Source organism: Ralstonia sp. Ralssp135 (assembly GCF_047304345.1).
Classification (GTDB): domain Bacteria; phylum Pseudomonadota; class Gammaproteobacteria; order Burkholderiales; family Burkholderiaceae; genus Ralstonia; species Ralstonia chuxiongensis.
Genome location: NZ_JBGLYZ010000006.1, coordinates 91,519 through 111,514 on the forward strand (window position 1 = coordinate 91,519; position 19,996 = coordinate 111,514).

The following is a 19,996-nucleotide window of genomic DNA, read 5'->3' on the forward strand; positions in this document are numbered from 1 at the left end:
TTCGGTGGCGGCGAATGGCCGATCGCGCGGATCAACCACTCGCCAAATCGACGGGAATCAGGCCGCGATTTGTTCGCGGCTGGCTTCCTGTTCGCGTTCGTACATCTCGGCCAGCGCGCGCTTGTACTCGGTCGGGAAGACCTTGACGAAGCGGCGACGGGCGTTGTTCCAGTCGGCCAGCAGCTCCTTGGCACGCTCGGAGCCGGTGTAGCGGAAGTGCTTTTCCACCAGCGCCTTAAGCAGGTGCTCGTCGAGCACGCGCTCACCGTTCACCTTGTGCCAGGTCGACGGGGTATGCGCCTTCTCCTGGTCAGCTGCCGAAAGCACGGATTCCAGTGCGACCTGCGCCGTGTTGCAGCGCTTGTCGAACAGGCCGTCTTCGTCATAGACGTAGGCAACGCCGCCCGACATGCCTGCCGCGAAGTTGCGGCCGGTGGTACCCAACACGACGACGGTGCCGCCGGTCATGTACTCGCAGCCGTGATCGCCCGTGCCTTCCACCACCGTGGTGGCGCCGGAGTTGCGCACCGCAAAGCGCTCGCCGGCCACGCCGTTGAAGAACGCCTCACCGGCCAGCGCGCCGTACAGCACGGTGTTGCCGACGATGATGTTGTTGGTCGGCTCACCGCGGAACTCGTGCGGCGGGCGCACGATCACGCGGCCGCCCGACAGGCCCTTGCCCACGTAGTCGTTGCCGTCGCCCACCAGGTCCAGCGTTACGCCGTGTGCCAGGAACGCGCCGAACGACTGGCCGGCCGTGCCCTGCATCTGCACGTGGATCGAGTCATCGGGCAGACCTTCATGGCCGTAGCGCTTGGCCACTTCACCCGAGAGCATCGCGCCCACGGTGCGGTTGACGTTGCGCACTGGCTGGATGAACGACACGCGCTCGCCCTTTTCCAGCGCAGCCTTGGCCTTCTCGATGAGCTGGTGATCCAGTGCGCGATCGAGACCGTGGTCTTGCACGTCGACCTGGTAGCACGGCTCGCCCTCCTTCTTGGCCGGCTGATAGAAGATGCGCGCGAAGTCCAGGCCGCGGGCCTTCCAGTGTTCGATGCCGGACTTCGTGTCAAGCAGATCCGCGCGGCCGATCAGTTCGTTGAACGTGCGGATGCCCAACTGGGCCATGATTTCGCGCACTTCTTCGGCCACGAAGAAGAAGTAATTCACCACGTGCTCGGGCTTGCCCGAGAACTTCTTGCGCAGCACCGGATCCTGCGTCGCCACACCCACCGGGCAGGTGTTGAGATGGCACTTGCGCATCATGATGCAACCCTCGACCACCAGCGGTGCAGTGGCGAAGCCGAACTCGTCCGCGCCCAGCAGCGCGCCAATCGCGACATCACGGCCGGTCTTCATCTGGCCGTCGGCTTGCACGCGGATGCGGTTGCGCAGGCCGTTGAGCATCAGCGTCTGCTGCGTCTCGGCCAAGCCCAGTTCCCACGGCGTGCCGGCATGCTTGATCGACGACCACGGCGAAGCGCCGGTGCCGCCGTCGTGGCCCGCGATCACCACGTGATCGGCCTTGGCCTTGGCAACACCTGCTGCCACCGTGCCCACGCCCACTTCCGACACCAGCTTGACCGACACGTCCGAACGCGGGTTCACGTTCTTCAGGTCGTGGATGAGCTGTGCCAGATCTTCGATCGAGTAAATGTCGTGGTGCGGCGGCGGCGAGATCAGGCCAACGCCCGGCACCGCATAGCGCAGCTTGCCGATGTAGTCCGTCACCTTGTGGCCGGGCAATTGACCGCCTTCGCCGGGCTTGGCGCCCTGCGCCATCTTGATCTGGATTTGATCAGCGGAGGCCAGATACTCCGCCGTCACGCCAAAACGGCCCGACGCCACCTGCTTGATCTTCGAGCGCAGCGAATCGCCTTCCTGCAGTTCCAGATCGCGCTCGACCACTTCGCGGCCGATCACGTCCGACAGCTTCGTGCCCTGCTTGATGGGAATGCCGCGCAGTTCGTTGCGGTAACGGCGCTCGTCTTCGCCGCCTTCGCCCGTGTTCGACTTGCCGCCGATGCGGTTCATCGCCACGGCCAGCGTGGTGTGTGCTTCGGTCGAAATCGAACCCAGCGACATGGCGCCGGTCGCAAAGCGCTTGACGATCTCCTTGGCGGATTCCACTTCTTCCAGCGGAATCGCGCGTGCCGGGTCCACCTTGAACTCGAACAGACCGCGCAGCGTCATGTGGCGCTTGCTCTGATCGTTGATCAGGTTCGCGTATTCCTTGTACGTCTGGTACGAATTCGCGCGCGTCGCGTGCTGCAGCTTGGCGATCGAATCCGGGGTCCACATGTGCTCTTCGCCGCGGACGCGATAGGCGTATTCGCCGCCAGCGTCCAGCATGTTCGCCAGCACCGGTGCATCGCCAAAGGCGTCGCGGTGCAGGCGCAGCGCTTCCTCGGCCACCTCGAAGATGCCGATGCCGCCGACGTTCGATGCGGTGCCCTGGAAGTACTTGTCGACCAGCTCACGCGACAGACCAATCGCTTCGAAGATCTGCGCGCCGGTGTACGACATGTACGTCGAGATGCCCATCTTGGACATCACCTTGTGCAGCCCCTTGCCGATCGCCTTGGTGAAGTTGTAGATCGCTTTCTCGGCGGTCAGGCCCAGACCCGGCGCCAATTCGGCGAGGGTCTCCATCGCCAGATACGGGTGCACGGCTTCTGCGCCGTAGCCGGCCAGCAGCGCGAAGTGGTGCACTTCGCGGGCCGAGCCCGTTTCGACGACCAGACCGGTGCTCGTGCGCAGGCCCTTGTCCACCAGGTGATGGTGGATGGCGGACGTGGCCAGCAGCGCCGGAATCGCGGCCTGCTTCTCGTCGACCGCGCGATCCGACACGATCAGGATGTTGTAGCCCGACTTGACCGCATCGACGGCCTCGGCGCACAGCGAGGCCAGGCGCGCTTCGATGCCTTCCTTGCCCCACGCCACCGGGTAGCAGATGTCCAGCTCGTAAGCCATGAACTTGCCGCCGGTGTAGTGCTCGATGTTGCGGATCTTCGCCATGTCCTTGAAGTCCAGCACGGGCTGGCTCACTTCAAGACGCATCGGCGGGTTGATGTTATTCAGCTCAAGCAGGTTCGGCTTCGGCCCGATGAACGAGACGAGCGACATCACCACGTTTTCGCGGATCGGGTCGATCGGCGGGTTCGTGACCTGCGCGAACAGTTGCTTGAAGTAGTTGTAAAGCGTCTTGTTCTTGGACGACAGCACGGCCAGCGGGCTGTCGTTGCCCATGGAGCCCGCGGCTTCTTCGCCGTTGGCGGCCATCGGGGTCATCAGGAACTTGACGTCTTCCTGCGTGTAGGCGAAGGCCTGCTGGCGGTCCAGCAGCTTGGCGGCCGGCTTGGTCTCGGCGGCCACGTCTTCGGCCTTCGCGTCCAGCTCGTCGAGCTTGATGCGCACAGCATCGATCCAGCTCTTGTAGGGCTTGGCGTTCGCCAGGTTGTCCTTGAGTTCCTTGTCGTCGATGATGCGGCCCTGCTCCATGTCGATCAGGAACATCTTGCCCGGCTGCAGACGCCACTTCTTGACGATGCGCGACTCGGGAATCGGCAGCACGCCGGCTTCCGAGGCCATCACGACCATGTCGTCATCGGTCACGTAATAGCGCGCCGGACGCAGGCCGTTACGGTCAAGCGTTGCGCCGATTTGGCGGCCGTCGGTAAAGCAGATGGCGGCGGGGCCGTCCCACGGCTCCATCATCGCGGCGTGGTATTCGTAGAACGCGCGGCGGTTGTCATCCATCAGCGTGTGCTGCTCCCACGCTTCCGGAATCATCATCATCATCGCCTGGGCCAGCGGGTAGCCGGCCATCGTCAGCAGCTCGAGGCAGTTGTCGAACGATGCGGTGTCCGACTGGCCCGGATAAATCAGCGGCCACAGCTTCGGCAGATCATCACCCAGCACCGGCGACGAGATGCCGCCCGTACGCGCGTTGATCCAGTTGACGTTGCCCTTGACGGTGTTGATTTCGCCGTTGTGCGCAACCATGCGGTACGGGTGCGCCAGCTCCCAGGCCGGGAACGTGTTAGTCGAAAAACGCTGGTGCACCAGCGCCAGCGCCGACACCGTACGCGGGTCTGCCAGGTCCTGGTAATAGCGGCCCACCTGCTCGCACAAGAGCAGGCCCTTGTAGACGATAGTGCGCGCCGACATCGACGGCACGAAGTATTCCTTGCCGTGCTTGAGCTTGAGTGCCTGGATCGCGTGGCTGGCGGTCTTGCGGATCACGTACAGCTTCCGCTCCAGCGCGTCGGTCGTCATGATGTCGCGGCCGCGCCCGATGAAAATCTGGCGGATCACCGGCTCGGTCTTCTGCACCGTCGGCGACATCGGCATGGTCTTGTCGACCGGAACATCGCGCCAGCCCAGCACAACCTGGCCTTCCAGACGGACGGTGCGCTCGAGTTCCTGCTCACAGGCCAGGCGCGAAGCGTGTTCCTTCGGCAGGAAGATCATGCCGACGCCGTATTCGCCGGCCGGCGGCAGATTGATGCCCTGCTTCGCCATCTCTTCACGGAAGAACTGATCGGGAATCTGCAGCAGGATGCCCGCGCCGTCGCCCATCAGCGGGTCAGCACCGACCGCGCCCCGGTGATCGAGGTTGTGCAGGATGCGCAAACCTTGCTGGACGATCTCGTGGCTCTTCTTGCCCTTGATGTGAGCGACAAAGCCGACGCCGCAAGCGTCATGTTCATTGGTCGGGTCATACAGACCCTGGGCCGACGGTGCGGCGGGGAAGGAATGTTGTTCCACGGCGATCTTCCGAGGTTGTGGGTACTGCGCGCCGTAGAAGGCCCTCGCGATCGTGCGGATGCGGTGGCAGACAAGCAATGGCGCGCCGCACCATGAATGCGGGGTGGAACGAATATAAAAGAGCGGCCTGTAACAGGCAAAAGTTTTTAAATGGGGTCGGAGTAAATTAATAAATGCACGACAACAGTGCGGGTTTATTAGTGGGGACAGATTAAATTCGGCTGCATTGAAACGGCTGCGCATGACGGCGCCGTTACGTCGCTATTCGGTGCGCGCGCCGCCCTCCACGGCCACTTCTGCGGGTTGGCGAGGCGGTCGCCCTTTGGGCAATGGGGCAACGCGGCGGCCTCCGGCGCGCGCCAGCGTCGCGAGAAACGCCTCGTTTCCGAGTGGCCAGCCGCTATGCACATGCTGGCGAATCTGCGCCAGTTGGTCTGGACCCAAACCTTCATGCCACAACGTTCGATAGCGAGATTGGCGCTCGAAAGGCGTGTTACCAAGGCGCCAATAGCAATAGTGGTCACTCACCCACGGGATGGATTGAATGCCCACATGATGTCGATACGTGCTCCATCGGTCGTCTTCCGGCGTGCTGACGAGACCCGCGCGCACGGCGTTGGACTCCACATACAACAGCAGCGGCAACACCCATTCGGCCGGGTCGAGTACGGTCGAGCGGAAACGCCCTTCCCACAGCGTTCCGCTGCGATCAGCGGCGGCGTTGAAGTACCGCGTATAGCGCCGTCCGACCGCCTGCAGCGTGCGCGAAAGGCTGTCCGCCACCTTGGGCGTTCCCACCAGATGAACGTGATTCGGCATCAGCGAGAAGCCATGGACGGCAAAGTCGTGCTCGCGCGCAGCCATGCGCAACGTGTCGAGATAGAACGCGTAGTCGTCGTCACCGCGAAAAACGATCTGGCGGTTGTTGCCGCGCTGCAACACGTGCACAGGGACGTCGGTAGGACTGAGGCGAGGCAGGCGGGCCATGGAAAAGACAGTGCGGCAAAAAGCGCCATCGTAGCGTGAAGCCGGCGAACCTGTCCCCAATTTTCGGCAGGCAAACGCTTGCATGCCCGCTGTCGTCGAGAGGCAACGGCAGAGTTTGCGTGCCGTCAAATCGGCGGCCGTACGCGCCATCGACGACGGGGTGAACTTGATCCCGAGCAAATCGGCCAAGCGACTTCCCCGCGAGACTGGCTCCCATCACATCACGAGACGACACAAGAGGGAGCGATTCATGGCTTTTCACCGCCTAGCCACCGTAGCTGTAGCCGCTGGAATGCTTGCCGCCGGATTCAGCCAGACCGCCTTTGCGCAGAGTACGGATTTGGCGCCGGCCACCGGCAACTGGATGGTGCGTCTTCGCGCCGTCAACCTGACAGCCGCCAATAAATCCGACGCGGTGCCCGCACTGGCCATTCCGGCTGACGCTATTCAAATCAACAACAAGGTCCTGCCTGAGCTGGACATCTCGTACTTCTTTACGCCACACCTCGCGGCCGAGCTGATCCTGACTTACCCGCAGCAACAGGACGTCACGGTCATGCAAAGCGCGCTGGGCGGCCCGACCAAGATCGGCAGCTTCCGCCACTTGCCGCCCATTCTGACGATGCAATACCACTTCACGCCCGAGTCGCGCTTCAAGCCGTACGTGGGCGCGGGCATCAACTACACCCGCATCTCGAATGTGAATCTGCAGGTGCCGGGCGTTGGTTCGCTGGACCTCAGCAAAAACAGCTTTGGCCCTGCACTGCAGGCCGGCTTCGACTATCGCCTGACCGAACGCCTCTACTTCAACGTCGACCTGAAGAAGACCTGGATCAGCGCCGACGTGAAGATGGCCGGCCAGACCATCAGCAAGGTCAAGGTTGACCCATGGCTGCTGGGCGTCGGCCTGGGTTATCGCTTTTAAGGGAGGGCGATCAGCGAACTGACACTGTCCTGATCGACTTTTACCGACGTGCCGCAGGGGCCGTCGACGGCGGGGGCGCTCGTCGGCGGTGGTTGGCGCGTTCGGCCCGGCATGCGTTGGGGCGGCCGGGCATTTTTTTTGGGCGTTTGATTTTGATCTGGTTTCAGATCGCTTGGGAGCCAGGCGGTCGGATAGCGGCTCGACCGTTACCGCCGTTACTCAAACCGCATCCACGGCAAAGATGCGGCGATGCTCCTTGATGGCGTAACGATCCGTCATGCCAGCGATGTAATGCGCAATCCAGCGCGGCTGCTCTTCGGGGTTGGCTTTTGCCTGATACTGCGGTGGCAGCAGGCGCGGGTCGTCCATGAAGACGCGGAACAGATCGTCGATGATGCGGCGCGCCTTCGCGGCCATGCGCATCACGAGGTAATGCCGATACAGGTTGTCAAACAGGAAGCGCTTGAGCGCGCGCGCCTCTTCACGTATCGGCTCGGAGAACGCGACAAGCGCTGGCGCGGCACGCACATCATCGATACATTGCGGCGCAACGTCAGCAATGCCGGCGCGCGTGGTGCCGATCAGATCGACGATCAGCGCGTTGATGATGCGGCGAATGGTTTCGTTGATCAGGCGGCGGCCGCTAACGTTCGGGAACGCGGCCTCGGCTTCGCGCCGGTGGATCGCCCACAGCGGCACGCCTTCGAGTTGCTCCAGCGTAATCAGGCCGGAGCGCAGGCCATCGTCGATATCGTGGTTGTTGTACGCAACCTCATCGGCGAGGTTGGCAAGCTGGGCTTCCAGCGAAGGCTGTTGCCCTTCGAGAAAGCGCCGCCCCAGGTCACCCAGCGTGGCGGCGTTATTGCGCGAACAATGTTTGAGGATGCCCTCGCGCGTTTCAAACGTCAGGTTCAGACCGTCGAAACCACCGTAGCGCTCTTCCAGACGATCGACCACCAACAAGCTCTGCAGGTTGTGTTCAAAGCCGCCATACGGCTTCATGCAGTCGTTGAGCGCGTCCTGGCCAGCGTGGCCGAAGGGCGTGTGACCCAGATCGTGTGCCAGCGAAACCGCTTCGACCAGGTCTTCGTTCAGACGCAGGCTGCGCGCAATCGAACGGCCAATCTGCGCGACCTCTAGACTGTGCGTCAGCCGCGTCCGGAACAGGTCGCCTTCGTGATTCACGAAGACCTGCGTCTTGTATTCGAGCCGACGGAACGCGGTGCTGTGGATGATGCGATCGCGGTCGCGCTGGAACTCGGTGCGCGAGGTGGAGGGGGGCTCGGCGTGTACGCGGCCACGCGTCTGCGCCGAATGCGCGGCGTAGGGAGCGAGAGGGCCTTCGAGGTCGAACGGCGCGGACGGCAAATCAAATCGGTCGTTCATCGGGCCATCTCGTCTTGTCTCAGGCGACGGGCGCTTCGGTCGGTGGTCGCAGCACGGCGTGCTGCAAGGTGGCGCGCAAATCGGTATCGGGCACCGTGGTCACGAACGCCTGGCCCAACTTGCGCAGCAGCACGAATTTGATCTCGCCGGCTTCAGCCTTCTTGTCGACGCGCATCAGCTCGATGAAGCGATCGACGCCGAGGTCCGGTGCCACCGTCGGCAGATCAGCCGCACGCGTGAGCGCAGTGATGCGGTTGCGCGTGTCGATGTCGATAAAGCCCAGGCGATGCGACAGGTCTGCCGCCATCACCATGCCGCAGCCGACGGCTTCGCCGTGCAGCCATTCGCCGTAGCCCAGGCCAGCCTCGATGGCGTGGCCGAAGGTATGGCCGAAATTGAGCGTGGCGCGCAGGCCGGTTTCGCGCTCGTCCTGCGCCACGACGGCCGCCTTGATACGGACCGAGCCCTGCACGGCTTCCGCCATCAGGTCGGTATCGCAATCGTTGAGGCCCTTGATGTTCTGCTCGATCCAGGCGAAGTAATCGGCATCGGCGATCGCGCCGTGCTTGATGACCTCGGCCATGCCGGCAGCCAGCTCGCGCGCGGGCAGGGTGCGTAGCGTATCGATATCGGCCAGCACCGCCTGCGGCTGATGGAACGCGCCGATCATGTTCTTGCCCAGCGGGTGGTTGATGCCCGTCTTTCCTCCCACCGAGGAATCGACCTGCGACAGCAGCGTCGTCGGCACTTGGATGAACGGCACGCCGCGCATGTAGCAGGCCGCGGCAAAGCCGGTCATGTCGCCGATCACGCCGCCGCCCAGCGCGATCAGCGTGGTCTTGCGGTCTGCGCCAGCCGTCAACAGCGCGTCAAAGATGCGATTGAGCGTGTCCCACTTCTTGAACGACTCGCCATCGGGCAGCACAACTGTGGCGACAGCCTTGCCAAGCGAACGAATGGCCTCCTCGACCTTGGCTGCATAGAGCGGTGCGACGGTCTCGTTGGTGACGATCACGGCACGCGCACCGCGAATGTGGGGAGCAAACAACTCGGCCTTGGACAGCAGTCCCGAGCCGATATGGATCGGATAGGCGCGATCGCCAAGGTCAACATCAACGGTAATCATGACTGAGGGGAGACTTGCGAGGAGGTGGAGGCGCCTGCGGGCGGCACCACAATGCCGGCCACCTCGAGTTGCATCAGGACCATATTAACAAGCTGGGCGACGGTGGGCTTGCCCGTTTCGATGACAAAGTGCGCCACGTCACGGTATAGCGGATCACGGATCGCATGCAGTTCTTCAAGCTTGGCACGCGGGTTTTCGGTCTGCAGAAGTGGCCGATTCTTGTCGTGACGCGTGCGCAGATACAGGTCATGCGGATTGGCGCGCAGGTAGATCACAGTGCCGCGCTCGCGCAGGAGCGCGCGATTCTCGGCCCGCAGCACGGCTCCACCACCAGTGGCGACGACCACGCCATCGCGCGAGGTGAGTTCGTCGATCATGTGGGTTTCGCGATCGCGGAAGCCCACTTCGCCCTCGTGCTCGAAAATGATCGGCACACGCACGCCGCAGCGCGCTTCGATCTCGTGGTCAGAGTCGAAGAACGGCAGATCGAGCCGACGCGCCACCGCCCGGCCGACCGTGGTCTTGCCCGCGCCCATCAAGCCGACGAAAAATACGTTCGAAACAGACAAAATCGCGTGAAATCAGGAATTTGAGCTTGATTGTAGTGGCATTTGGTCACCATCCTGCACAAACCCGGCGGCAGGACACAAAAAAGCCCGGCGCTCCACGCAGGAGGCCGGGCTTTCAGATCGCGATACTGCCGCTCGATTACTTCAGCGACAGTTGATCGGACAGCACTCGCGGCGTCAGGAAGACGAGGAGCTCAGTGCGGTTGTTGATCTTGTTCGTGCTCTTGAACAGGTTGCCGAGCACCGGAATGTCACCCAGCAGCGGCACCTTGTTGATGTCGGTCCGCTCGTTCTGCGTGTAGATACCGCCGATCACGACCGTGCCGCCGTTCTCCACCAGCACCTGCGTCTGTACGTGCTTGGTGTCGATGGCAAAGCCGTTGGTGGTCTGGATACCCACGCTGTCCTTGTTGACGTCCACATCCAGGAAGATGTTTCCATCCGGCGTGATCTTCGGCGTCACTTCCAGCTTCAGGTTGGCCTTCTTGAACGACACCGAAGTCGCACCGGAAGAGGTCGCCTGCTGGTACGGAATCTCAGTACCTTGCTCGATCAGCGCCTTGATGTTGTCGGCAGTGACCACGCGCGGGCTGGAGACGATCTTGCCGCGGCCGTCTGCTTCCAGCGCAGACAGCTCGAGCGCCAGGAAGCGGCCGGCACCGGCGTTGAACAGGCTCACAGCCACGCTGGCTGCGTTCACACCATTGATACCGTTGGCGGGGAAGCTGAGCGCCGGGCTGTTGTCCCACGTGGCACCCTGCGTAACCGGCGACACCACGTTGGTGTAGGTATTGCCGTAACCCGCGCCATTCGTCTTCGACGCGAAGCCGAGTTTGGCACCCAGGTTGCGACTGAACGTGTCGTCAGCTTCAACGATGCGCGCCTCGATCATCACCTGGCGAACAGGGATGTCGATCTTCTGGAGGAAGGCCTGCACCTCTTCGAGCTTGCTGGGGATGTCGGAGACGAACAGTTGATTCGTACGCGTATCCGCCGTGAGCGAGCCCCGCTTGGACAGAATCCGTGAAGTCGCGGCGCCACCAGCAGCACCGCCTGCTCCACCTGCGGCTCCAGTACCCAGCAGCATGTTGCGCACATCTCCCGCGCTCTGATAGTTCAGGCGGAACACCTGGCTGCGCAGCGGTTCCAGCTCGGTCACTTGTTGTTGCGACTCCAGCTCTGCCTTTTCCTTCGTGGCCAGCTCACCTCGCGGGGCAACCCACAGCACGTTGCCGTTGCGGCGCGACGCCAGGCCCTTCGAATCCAGCACGATCTGCAGTGCCTGATCCCAAGGCACATCCTTCAGACGCAGCGAAAGGGTGCCCGTCACGCTGTCGCTGGTCACGATGTTGAGGTTCGTGAAGTCGGCGAAGACTTGCAGCAACGAACGCACATCGATGTTCTGGAAGTTCAGCGACAGGCGCTCACCGCGGTAGCCCGGGCCGGAAATCAGCTTGTTCGGGTCTTCCTTCGTCGGGCGCACTTCCACCACGAATTGCGTGTCGGTCTGGTACGAGCTGTACTGCCAGTTGCCACGCGGCTCGATGATCAGGCGCGCGCCAGTGCCGTTGTCGGTGGCACGCATGGCCTGCACGGGCGTACCAAAATCGCTCACGTCATAGCGACGACGCAGCGACTGCGGCAGCGTCGCGCCAACGAAGTCGACCACGAGGTTCTGACCTTGCTGGGCGATGTTGATCGCCGAGTTGGCAGTCGACAGGTCGACCACCACGCGGCCGGCAAGATCCTCGCCGCGGCGGAAGTCAACGTTGCGCACCGCCGGGCGCTCGGCGCCTGCGACGGGTGTCGGGGCCGAGAAGGTCGGCGCCGCGACAGCCGCCGCCACCGGTGCAGCTTCCAGCGTCAGCACGTACTGGTTACCGCGCACTTCCGACTTGTACTGCGTCTGGCGCGACAGATCGAGCACGACGCGGGTACGGTCGCCGATCTGCACGACGTTCGCCGAACGCAGCAGCTTGCCGCCGTATTGGTAATTGGCGCGGCCTTGCGCGAATGTCGCCCCGAAGAAGTCGATGGCGATGCGCGCAGGCTGCTGCGTGCTGAACTCCACCGGCTTCTGCGTCGGCGCGCTCTTGAGCGTGACCGTCACCACGGTGGATTCACCGGCCGTGGCCTGCTCCACCTTTTCAATCGTGTTGCCAGAGACTGCCGCCGCAGGCGCTGCCTGCTGAGCGACGGCCTGACCGGCCATCATGAACAGACACAGCGAAAGCCATGCCACCGCGCCCCCCCGGGCCACTCGGGTTGCCTGTGACAGGCCGCCCTTCACAAGACGCATCGTCATTGCGCGCTCTCCTGAACTTTCAGGGTCGTCATTTTTTCTTTCCATTCGGTCGTGCCTTCGCGCACCAGCTCACGCAGGGTGAGTTCCTGGTCTCCGATGCGGACGATGCGACCATAGTTTTGTCCGATGTACTGCCCCACATGCACATGCTGCGTCTTGCCCCCGACAGACAGGACACCTTCCGTCTCGCCATTGCGTTTCATCGTCCCCAACAATTGAAAGGCCTCCAGCGGATAGTCTTCCAGCGGCTCGCGACGGCGATTCGGTTCCGGCGATTCGTTCTGCGCGCGCGAAAGTTCTGCCACCTTCTGCACGCTGAACGGATCAGTCTGCTTGGTGGTCGTGTATTCGCGCGGCGCGTAAGGCTTGGGCTCAGGCAGCGGCGGCACGGTCGTACTGACGCTCTGGCGCGCTTGCTGCATCCATTGCTGCAATTCATCGTCTTCGCTCGCGCCGCAGGCTGTCAGCACGACGGCCAGGCACAGCGGCGACAGACGCAGAACGTGCGACATGCGGCGACGGCTCATGGTGCGGCCCCTCATTTGGCGCCTCCCTTGGCAGCGGCATTCGCCTTGCGCTGAGCCGCCTGCTCGTCGGCGTCGAGCGCCCGGTAGGCCTCAGCGCGCGTTTCCATCACCATGCCGCCATCCTTGGTGCCCGTCAGCGAGATGTTCTGCAGCGTGACGATGCGTGACAGCGCCGCCACGTCGGCAGCAAACAGTGCTATATCGTGATAACGGCCGTTTACCTTCACCGCGACCGGAATCTCGGCGTAATAAGGCTTGATCACCGCGCCAGAGGGGCGGAACAGGTCGAAAGTCAGGCCACGTGCGATACCGGCATGGTTGACGTCGGCCAGCAGTGCATCCATTTCGGTCTTGTTAGGCAGTTGCAGCTCAAGCTTGGCGACACGCTGCTCCACCTCGGCCTTCTGCTTGCGCAGCGCCTCAAGGTTTACCACCTGCGCGAGCTTGCTCTGGTATGACGACTTGAGGCTGTCCTGCTCGGTGCGCTTGGCGTCGCGCTCGTCAAACTTGCCGCTCCAGTAGAACTGCCAACCCAGTCCGATCACCAGCACGGCAGAGAGAATCATGAACAGGATGCGCGGCGCCATCGGCCACGTTTCCGGCTCATTCAGGTTCAGGCCACGGAACTGGCTGACCAGGTCTTCCAGCGAAATTTCGGTCGAGAGCGCCATGGTTATTTCCCCGCCGTGGCCGCACCCGGCTTGGCCGGCGCTGCCGGCTCAGCCTTCCATTGGAAGCGGATCGTGAAGTTGAACAGACGGCGCTGTTCCTTCAGGTTGTTGGTCATGGTGGTGGCCACCGATTCGCCCAGCTCGGCGTGATCCAGCCAAGGCACCGCACCCAGGTTGCGCAGCAGGTCCGACACACGCTCGTTGGACTGCGCCACACCCGATACGGTGTAACGCTCGCCATCCTGCTTGAGCGAGGTCAGATAGATACCGTCCGGCACCTGGCGCACCAGTTCTTCAAGCAACTGCACCGGGCGGTTGCGCTGGTTCTGCAGACTTTCCACCGCTTGCTGACGTTGCAGCAGGTCGTCGATGTCTTTCTTGAGGGTGTTGACCTCGGCGATCTGCTTGTCCATCTCCGCGTTCTTCTGCGTGAGGATGTCGTTGATGCGTTGCGCCTCTTCGGTCTGGTGATCGATCACCATGCCGCCCAGGAACACCACCACAGCGCCCGCAACGGCAGCGCCGCCCAGGCTCATGAAGACTTTCTTGCGCTTACCGGCACGGCGCTCTGCGTGATACGGCAGCAGATTGACGTTCGGGAGCGCATTCACGGCATTCGCGCTTTCATTGGCCATCGTCTGCTCCTTATTGCAGCCCGCGCAGGGCAAGGCCTGCGCTGACGATGTAGGCCGGCAGATCGCGCTGCAGATAGCGCGCGTTGACGTTCTTGGCCGCGCCCATGTTGGCGAACGGATTGGCCAGCGTCGTATTGATCTGCGTCTGTTGCTGGATCGCGGTCTGCACGCCTAGTAACGATGCGTGGCCGCCCGAGAGCACGATCTCGTCCACGCGGCCGACGCTCGAAGTCGACAGGAAATTCTGGATCGCCTGACCGACTTCCATGGCCAGCGTCTCAAGCGAGGGCTTGAGCAACTGGCTGCGATATTCGTCGGGCAACGTGTTCTTGCGCTTCTTCACCTCGGCCTTGAGCAGGTCGAGGGAGAACAGACGCGAGATGCTTTGCGTGAGCTGGTCGCCCGAGCCGGACATCGGCTGGTCGTACAACTCCTTCCAGCCTTGGTAGAACAGTGCGTGCGATCGCGCACCGCCCAGGTGGAACATCGCCACAACGGGCATGTCGCGCGTCTCGGTTTCGGTGGCGTCCGGCTTGACGGCCAACATGTGCGTCATGGCGCGCTGGATGGCGTTCTCTTCCACGTCCATGACGATCGCTTTCAGACCGGCCATCTCGACGGCAGTCACGCGCTCGGTCACGCGCTCGGAAACCGTCGCGGTCACGCGCACGCCGATCCCGCCTTCCGTTTCGGACGGGCCGATCACGACATAGTCGAAATTGACGTTCTGCGAGGGGGGAAACAGCCGGTTGGCTTCGCTCTCGACCTGCACGAAAAGCTCGTCTTCGGTCAGGTTGTCGGGCAGGCTGACGGTTTGCGATTCCGTCAGGCTTGCGGGAATGGCAAGCACGGCTTCCTTACCGCGAATGCCGGCCTTGGCGATGGCACGCTTGAGCGCATTGCCCACCGCATCGATATTCACCAGATTGCCGTCGGCGACGGCACTGCGTTCAATCAGCTCGCTGGCGCATTTTTCGAGACGGAAATCTCCCTGCTTGCCGTTGGCGGACAACTCCACCACCTTGACGCTGGAAGACCCGATATCTATCCCGACGATATTGCGGCGCAGCAGGCCGGACAACAAACCCCGTCGCACAGAGACACCCCACCGTTTATAGTTTTTTGAACCCTGGCGCCCGTCGCAAATCCAACGTGCGCCATAGCCTGCTTAGATTTGCTGCTGGATTCTCACAAAATCCTTTAGAACAGGCAAACGCTCAGGCGGACCGCGATGCATTTCCCGCCATGCCCTTCGGAAAGCGTTGTCAAAACCCCACGGTCGGGGGATACCCCTTTCGTCTGACTTGATTTCCGCTCCGTCTACTTCTATCGGCGGATTCTTAGCCGTCTTGAATCAAGGTACGGCGGGCGCACAATTCGCATGCCCAGTGAGCATGACGCGGCGCACAAGTGCAGTCTCGTGCGCTGAGGTGACACTGGTTACGTGCTGTTACGTCCGATGCCGCCAGCCCCTTGAAGCCTCGACGATATAATCGCCGCCACGCTGACTGACACCCCCGGTGCCCACCTGTAATGGCTACTGCCCAAACCACCCCAGCCTCGCCCAAGCCGCCCAAAGCCCGCCGCCCGCTGTGGGCGCGACTGCTTCTCTGGATGCTCGGCCTGTTCGTTGCCATGGGGGTCGTCGGAGCGCTGCTGCTGGGCTATGCCCTGCTCGTCGCCGCGCCCAACCTCCCGTCGCTCGACGCCATCACCGATTACCGCCCGAAGATCCCGCTGCGCGTGTACACCGCCGACAACGTCCTCATTGGCGAATTTGGTGAGGAGCGCCGCAGCTTCGTGCCAATCACCCAGATGCCCGAGGTGATGAAGCGCGCAGTGCTGGCCATCGAAGATGACCGCTTCTACGAGCACGGCGGCGTCGACTTCATCGGCGTGCTGCGCGCGGGCCTAGCGAACCTGCACGGCGGCCTGTCGCAAGGCGCGTCGACCATCACGATGCAGGTAGCGCGCAACTTCTTCCTGTCGAGCGAGAAAACGTACACGCGCAAGATCTACGAGATGCTGCTCTCGTACAAGATCGAGGCGAGCCTGACAAAGGATCAGATCCTTGAGCTGTACATGAACCAGATTTACCTGGGCCAGCGTGCGTACGGCTTTGCGAGCGCCGAGCAGATTTATTTCGGCAAGAACATCAAGGACATCACCTTGGCCGAAGCGGCCATGCTGGCCGGCCTGCCCAAGGCGCCGTCAGCGTACAACCCGGTGGTGAACCCGAAGCGCGCCAAGGTGCGCCAAGAGTACATCCTGCAGCGCATGCGCGACCTGCACTACATCACCCCGGAGCAGTACACCCAGGCCATCAACGAGCAACTGCCGGTGCGCGGCGAAGGCCATGAGTTCGACGTGCACGCCGAGTACGTCGCCGAAATGGTGCGTCAGCTCATGTACGCGCAGTACCGCGAAGAAACCTACACGCGCGGTCTGAATGTCTACACCACGCTGCGCAAGGCCGACCAGGACGTCGCCTATCAATCCGTGCGCCGCGGCATTCTCGACTACGAGCGCCGTCACGGCTATCGCGGCCCGGAAGCGTTCATCGATCTTCCCTCCGACGCGGAAGACCGCGAGCAGGCCATCGACGACGCCCTGCTCGAACATCCGAACAGCGACGATCTGCAATCTGCGGTGGTGGTGAGCGTGACGCCCAAGCTGGTGCGCGCGACGATGCTCACCGGCGAGACGATCGACCTGGCGGGCGACGGCCTGCGCTTTGCACAGGCGGCCCTGTCGAACAATGCGCAGCCGAAGATCAAGCTGCGGCCGGGTGCGGTGATCCGCGTGATTCAGGACACGAAGACGCAGAAGTGGTCGATCACGCAGTTGCCGGAAGTGGCCTCGGGCTTCATCTCGCTGGATCCGCAGACGGGCGCGATCTACTCGATGGTCGGCGGCTTCGATTTCAACCGCAGCAAGTTCAACCACGTCACGCAGGCCTGGCGCCAGCCGGGTTCGAGCTTCAAGCCGTTCATCTACTCGGCGGCGGTGGACAAGGGTTTCTCACCGTCTACGGTCATCAACGACGCGCCGCTCTCCATCCCGACCGGCGACACCGGCGGCCAGGTGTGGGAGCCGAAGAACTACGGCGGCGGCTATGACGGCCCGATGACGATGCGCCGCGCGCTGCAGAAGTCGAAGAACCTGGTGTCGGTGCGCATCCTGCGCGCGATTGGTACGCAGTACGCGCAGCAGTACATCACGCGCTTCGGGTTCGACGCCGATCGGCACCCAGCCTATCTGCCGATGGCGCTGGGCGCAGGTTCGGTGACGATGCTGCAGATGGCGAGCGGCTACTCGGTATTCGCCAACGGCGGCTATCGCGTGAATCCGTACATCATCGATCGCGTGGTGGATGCGCGCGGCACCGTCGTACAGCAAAGCCATCCGATGACGGCTGGCAAAGACGCTGTGCGCGTGATCGATCCGCGCAACGACTTCATCATGGATTCGCTGCTGCGCAGCGTGGTGTCTGGCGGCACGGGCTACCAGGCCAAGGTCAAGCTGGGCCGCAACGACATGGCCGGCAAGACCGGCACCACCAACGACTCGTTCGACGCCTGGTTCTGCGGCTATACACCCAAGGTGGTCGGCGTGGCCTGGATGGGCTACGACAACCCGCGCAGCCTGGGCGATCGCGAAACCGGTGGCGGCCTGGCCCTGCCGATCTGGATCAACTACATGAGCTACGCGCTCAAGGGTGAGCCCCAGACCGAGCGTCAGCCGCCCGAAGGCGTCGTACAGATGGCCGGCGACTGGGCCTACGAGGAATACGCCAACGGTCAGGGCGTGGCTTCGGTGGGCCTGGGCGATGCCATGCCGGGAGCATCCGCACCGGCCGGCGACCAGCCGCAGCCTGGCGTCAATCTGGCGCCGACACAGGAACAGGAGAAGCAGAAGATTCTCGACATGTTCCGCGGCAACTGAACTTCGCGCCCACGAAAAAGCCGCCCTTCGGGGCGGCTTTTCTTTTCGGCATCCGACGAGAACGTTGCGCTCAACCGGCGGCCAATGTCACATCCACATCGCTTTGCTGGCTGACATAGCGCGACAGCGCGACATACAGCTCTTCTTTGCTGCGCGTGTCGACCCAGCGGCCGTCGTCACCGCGGCGGAAGTGGAAACCGCCGGCACGCGCTGCCACCCACAGTTCCTGCATCGGCGCCTGGCTGTTGATGATGATCTTGGAGCCATCGTCGAATTCCAGCGTAAGCACGTTACCGGTCCGGTTGACCTCGATGTCGGCATCGGCCTCGTCCGCGGCCGCCTCCACGATGCTTTCGATGCGGGTGAGTTCCGCTTCGGCCAGCGCCAGGAACTCCGATTCGCTCAGGGGGGGCATGCTACACTCCAAAATCTTGCGCGGACGTTGCGTGGCGGCCATTTCCGGCCCTTCCTGACCAGCAGGCGCCTCGTCCCATATGACTCCGATCGCCGCAAGGGTTACACCCCTGGGGCATCCTTTCTGCACCATCATCCGATGATACGAACCGCCGCCATTGTAGCCACTGTCGGCCTGACCCTGACGGTCGCAGGCCTATCCGGCTGCGGGATTCGCGGGCCGCTGTACATGCCCAAGGTGCCGCCGGCGCCAACCGCGCCGCAAACCACCGACCCCGGCATCGCCGGGCCGAACGCCGTGCCGCAGCCGCCGGTGCCGGGCGCCAAACCCGCAGCCGCCGATGCCGCCAGCGCGGTACCCTCGAATCGCTGATCCCGTCCTTTTTGCTCAACCGGCGCCAACCCCATCCGGTGCGGCGCCCAGAATGTTCCCACTCATGTCCGAGTCCCTGATTCGCCAGGAAGGCGCGCTGATGATCGAAGGCGTCGCGCTGGACGCGATTGCCGCGCAGTTCGGCACACCCACCTACGTGTACTCGCGCGCCGCGCTCACCGCCAACTATCGCGCCTACGCCGCCGCATGCGAGGGCCGCAACGCGCATGTGCAGTACGCCATGAAGGCCAACTCGAACCTGGCCGTGCTGCAGGTGTTCGCACAGCTTGGTGCAGGCTTTGACATCGTGTCCGCAGGCGAACTCAAGCGCGTGCTGGCCGCCGGTGCGCCGGCCGCGAAGGTGGTGTTCTCGGGCGTGGGCAAGAGCGCAGACGAAATGCGCTTCGCGCTGGAAGTCGGCGTGGCGTGCTTCAACGTGGAGTCGATTCCCGAGCTGCACCGCCTGAACGACGTGGCCGCCTCGATGGGCAAGGTCGCGCCCGTGTCGCTGCGCATCAACCCGGACGTGGACGCCAAGACGCACCCGTACATCTCGACGGGCCTGAAGGGCAACAAGTTCGGCGTGGCGTTTGACGAAGTGCTGCCGACGTACCGCGCGGCCGCTGCAATGCCGAACCTGCGCGTGGTCGGCATCGACTGCCATATCGGCTCGCAAATCACCGAGGTGTCGCCGTATCTGGATGCGCTGGACAAGGTGCTTGACGTGGTGACGCAACTGGACGCCGAGGGCATCCGCCTGTCGCACATCGATGTCGGCGGTGGCCTGGGCATCACTTACACAGACGAGACGCCTCCGGACATCACCGCCTTCGCGCGCACGCTGCTCGACCGCGTTGAGCAACGCGGCTTTGGCGATCGCACCGTGCTGTTCGAGCCGGGCCGCTCGCTGGTGGGTAACGCCGGCCTGCTGCTCACGCGCGTCGAATACCTCAAGCCCGGCGCGAGCAAAAATTTCTGCATCGTCGATGCGGCCATGAATGACCTCGCCCGCCCGGCGATGTATGAGGCGTATCACCACATCGTGCCGGTGCGCGAAGGCCAGAGCGCGCCGGTCGTCTACGACGTGGTGGGCCCGGTATGCGAATCGGGGGACTGGCTCGGCCGCGACCGTTCGCTGGCGGTGCAGCCGGGCGACGTGCTCGCGATCCTGTCGGCCGGCGCGTACGGCTTCACGATGAGTTCGAACTACAACACGCGCAATCGCGCCGCCGAGGTCATCGTCGATGGCGACAATGTGCACCTGGCACGCGAGCGGGAGTGCTTTGAGGATCTGATCCGCGGAGAGCATCTCTTCCCGGTGTAAGCCCCCACCGCAAAGAAAAAGCCGACGCACAAACGTCGG

General features: G+C 63.1%; 15 protein-coding genes. 4 read left to right on the forward strand and 11 right to left on the reverse strand.

From position 1 onward, the window contains the following. Window positions 1-57 precede the first annotated feature (57 nt). Window positions 58-4,770, reverse strand: coding sequence for a glutamate synthase-related protein (locus ACCD03_RS07090; RefSeq protein WP_413411195.1), 4,713 nt, complete (start codon window positions 4,768-4,770; stop codon window positions 58-60). 261 nt (window positions 4,771-5,031) lie between these two features. Further along, complete coding sequence (locus tag ACCD03_RS07095; protein ID WP_316678775.1) at window positions 5,032-5,757, reverse strand: transposase; 726 nt, start codon at window positions 5,755-5,757, stop codon at window positions 5,032-5,034. 250 nt (window positions 5,758-6,007) lie between these two features. Here ACCD03_RS07095 and ACCD03_RS07100 point away from each other — a divergent pair, with 250 nt between their 5' ends. Further along, entirely contained in the window at window positions 6,008-6,682 is a 675-nt protein-coding gene (locus ACCD03_RS07100) for an OmpW/AlkL family protein (protein ID WP_232041176.1), read from the forward strand. A gap of 219 nt (window positions 6,683-6,901) precedes the next feature. On the opposite strand, the gene ACCD03_RS07105 is transcribed toward ACCD03_RS07100, so the two are convergent. From ACCD03_RS07105 to ACCD03_RS07140, 8 genes are all read right to left on the reverse strand, one after another. Then, on the reverse strand, window positions 6,902-8,068 hold the full coding sequence (locus ACCD03_RS07105; RefSeq protein WP_325653308.1) for a deoxyguanosinetriphosphate triphosphohydrolase: 1,167 nt from the start codon (window positions 8,066-8,068) through the stop codon (window positions 6,902-6,904). A 19-nt stretch (window positions 8,069-8,087) separates the two neighbouring features. Beyond that, complete coding sequence (gene aroB, locus ACCD03_RS07110; protein ID WP_413411196.1) at window positions 8,088-9,194, reverse strand: 3-dehydroquinate synthase; 1,107 nt, start codon at window positions 9,192-9,194, stop codon at window positions 8,088-8,090. Next, window positions 9,191-9,763: a shikimate kinase gene (locus ACCD03_RS07115; protein ID WP_253541881.1), complete on the reverse strand. Its 573-nt coding sequence runs from the start codon at window positions 9,761-9,763 to the stop codon at window positions 9,191-9,193. Before ACCD03_RS07115 ends, aroB begins: the two co-directional genes overlap by 4 nt. 139 nt (window positions 9,764-9,902) lie before the next feature. Then, window positions 9,903-12,062, reverse strand: coding sequence for a temperature dependent type IV pilus secretin PilQ (gene pilQ, locus ACCD03_RS07120; protein ID WP_325653319.1), 2,160 nt, complete (start codon window positions 12,060-12,062; stop codon window positions 9,903-9,905). A 2-nt stretch (window positions 12,063-12,064) separates the two neighbouring features. Continuing rightward, entirely contained in the window at window positions 12,065-12,610 is a 546-nt protein-coding gene (locus ACCD03_RS07125) for a pilus assembly protein PilP (protein WP_325653311.1), read from the reverse strand. Further along, window positions 12,607-13,266 (reverse strand): type 4a pilus biogenesis protein PilO, encoded by a 660-nt coding sequence (locus tag ACCD03_RS07130; RefSeq protein WP_325653312.1) that lies wholly within the window; start codon window positions 13,264-13,266, stop codon window positions 12,607-12,609. Before ACCD03_RS07130 ends, ACCD03_RS07125 begins: the two co-directional genes overlap by 4 nt. 2 nt (window positions 13,267-13,268) lie before the next feature. Continuing rightward, a complete protein-coding gene (locus ACCD03_RS07135) occupies window positions 13,269-13,901 on the reverse strand; it encodes a PilN domain-containing protein (protein ID WP_252695019.1) in 633 nt (210 codons plus the stop codon). A 10-nt stretch (window positions 13,902-13,911) separates the two neighbouring features. After that, the gene (locus ACCD03_RS07140; RefSeq protein ID WP_325653314.1) at window positions 13,912-14,982 is read right to left on the reverse strand and encodes a type IV pilus biogenesis protein PilM; all 1,071 of its coding nucleotides are present in this window, start codon (window positions 14,980-14,982) and stop codon (window positions 13,912-13,914) included. A 452-nt stretch (window positions 14,983-15,434) separates the two neighbouring features. Here ACCD03_RS07140 and ACCD03_RS07145 point away from each other — a divergent pair, with 452 nt between their 5' ends. After that, window positions 15,435-17,846 (forward strand): penicillin-binding protein 1A, encoded by a 2,412-nt coding sequence (locus ACCD03_RS07145; protein ID WP_413411197.1) that lies wholly within the window; start codon window positions 15,435-15,437, stop codon window positions 17,844-17,846. Between the two features lie 70 nt (window positions 17,847-17,916). On the opposite strand, the gene cyaY is transcribed toward ACCD03_RS07145, so the two are convergent. Then, window positions 17,917-18,261, reverse strand: a complete 345-nt coding sequence (gene cyaY / locus ACCD03_RS07150; RefSeq protein ID WP_413411198.1) for an iron donor protein CyaY — start codon at window positions 18,259-18,261, stop codon at window positions 17,917-17,919. A 138-nt stretch (window positions 18,262-18,399) separates the two neighbouring features. Here cyaY and lptM point away from each other — a divergent pair, with 138 nt between their 5' ends. Both lptM and lysA read left to right on the forward strand, forming a co-directional pair. Then, complete coding sequence (gene lptM, locus ACCD03_RS07155) at window positions 18,400-18,633, forward strand: LPS translocon maturation chaperone LptM (RefSeq protein WP_413411199.1); 234 nt, start codon at window positions 18,400-18,402, stop codon at window positions 18,631-18,633. Window positions 18,634-18,697: 64 nt separating this feature from the next. Next, a complete protein-coding gene (gene lysA, locus ACCD03_RS07160; protein ID WP_253541862.1) occupies window positions 18,698-19,957 on the forward strand; it encodes a diaminopimelate decarboxylase in 1,260 nt (419 codons plus the stop codon). Window positions 19,958-19,996 lie beyond the last annotated feature (39 nt).

Excerpts from the sequence above, each read along its gene's own strand:
- ACCD03_RS07095 (WP_316678775.1), bottom strand. The coding sequence starts at position 5,757 with ATGGCCCGCCTGCCTCGCCTCAGTCCTACCGACGTCCCTGTGCACGTG.
- ACCD03_RS07100 (WP_232041176.1), top strand. The coding sequence starts at position 6,008 with ATGGCTTTTCACCGCCTAGCCACCGTAGCTGTAGCCGCTGGAATGCTT.
- ACCD03_RS07105 (WP_325653308.1), bottom strand. The coding sequence starts at position 8,068 with ATGAACGACCGATTTGATTTGCCGTCCGCGCCGTTCGACCTCGAAGGC.
- aroB (WP_413411196.1), bottom strand. The coding sequence starts at position 9,194 with ATGATTACCGTTGATGTTGACCTTGGCGATCGCGCCTATCCGATCCAT.
- pilQ (WP_325653319.1), bottom strand. The coding sequence starts at position 12,062 with ATGCGTCTTGTGAAGGGCGGCCTGTCACAGGCAACCCGAGTGGCCCGG.
- ACCD03_RS07125 (WP_325653311.1), bottom strand. The coding sequence starts at position 12,610 with ATGAGGGGCCGCACCATGAGCCGTCGCCGCATGTCGCACGTTCTGCGT.
- ACCD03_RS07130 (WP_325653312.1), bottom strand. The coding sequence starts at position 13,266 with ATGGCGCTCTCGACCGAAATTTCGCTGGAAGACCTGGTCAGCCAGTTC.
- ACCD03_RS07135 (WP_252695019.1), bottom strand. The coding sequence starts at position 13,901 with ATGGCCAATGAAAGCGCGAATGCCGTGAATGCGCTCCCGAACGTCAAT.
- ACCD03_RS07145 (WP_413411197.1), top strand. The coding sequence starts at position 15,435 with ATGGCTACTGCCCAAACCACCCCAGCCTCGCCCAAGCCGCCCAAAGCC.
- cyaY (WP_413411198.1), bottom strand. The coding sequence starts at position 18,261 with ATGCCCCCCCTGAGCGAATCGGAGTTCCTGGCGCTGGCCGAAGCGGAA.
- lptM (WP_413411199.1), top strand. The coding sequence starts at position 18,400 with ATGATACGAACCGCCGCCATTGTAGCCACTGTCGGCCTGACCCTGACG.
- lysA (WP_253541862.1), top strand. The coding sequence starts at position 18,698 with ATGTCCGAGTCCCTGATTCGCCAGGAAGGCGCGCTGATGATCGAAGGC.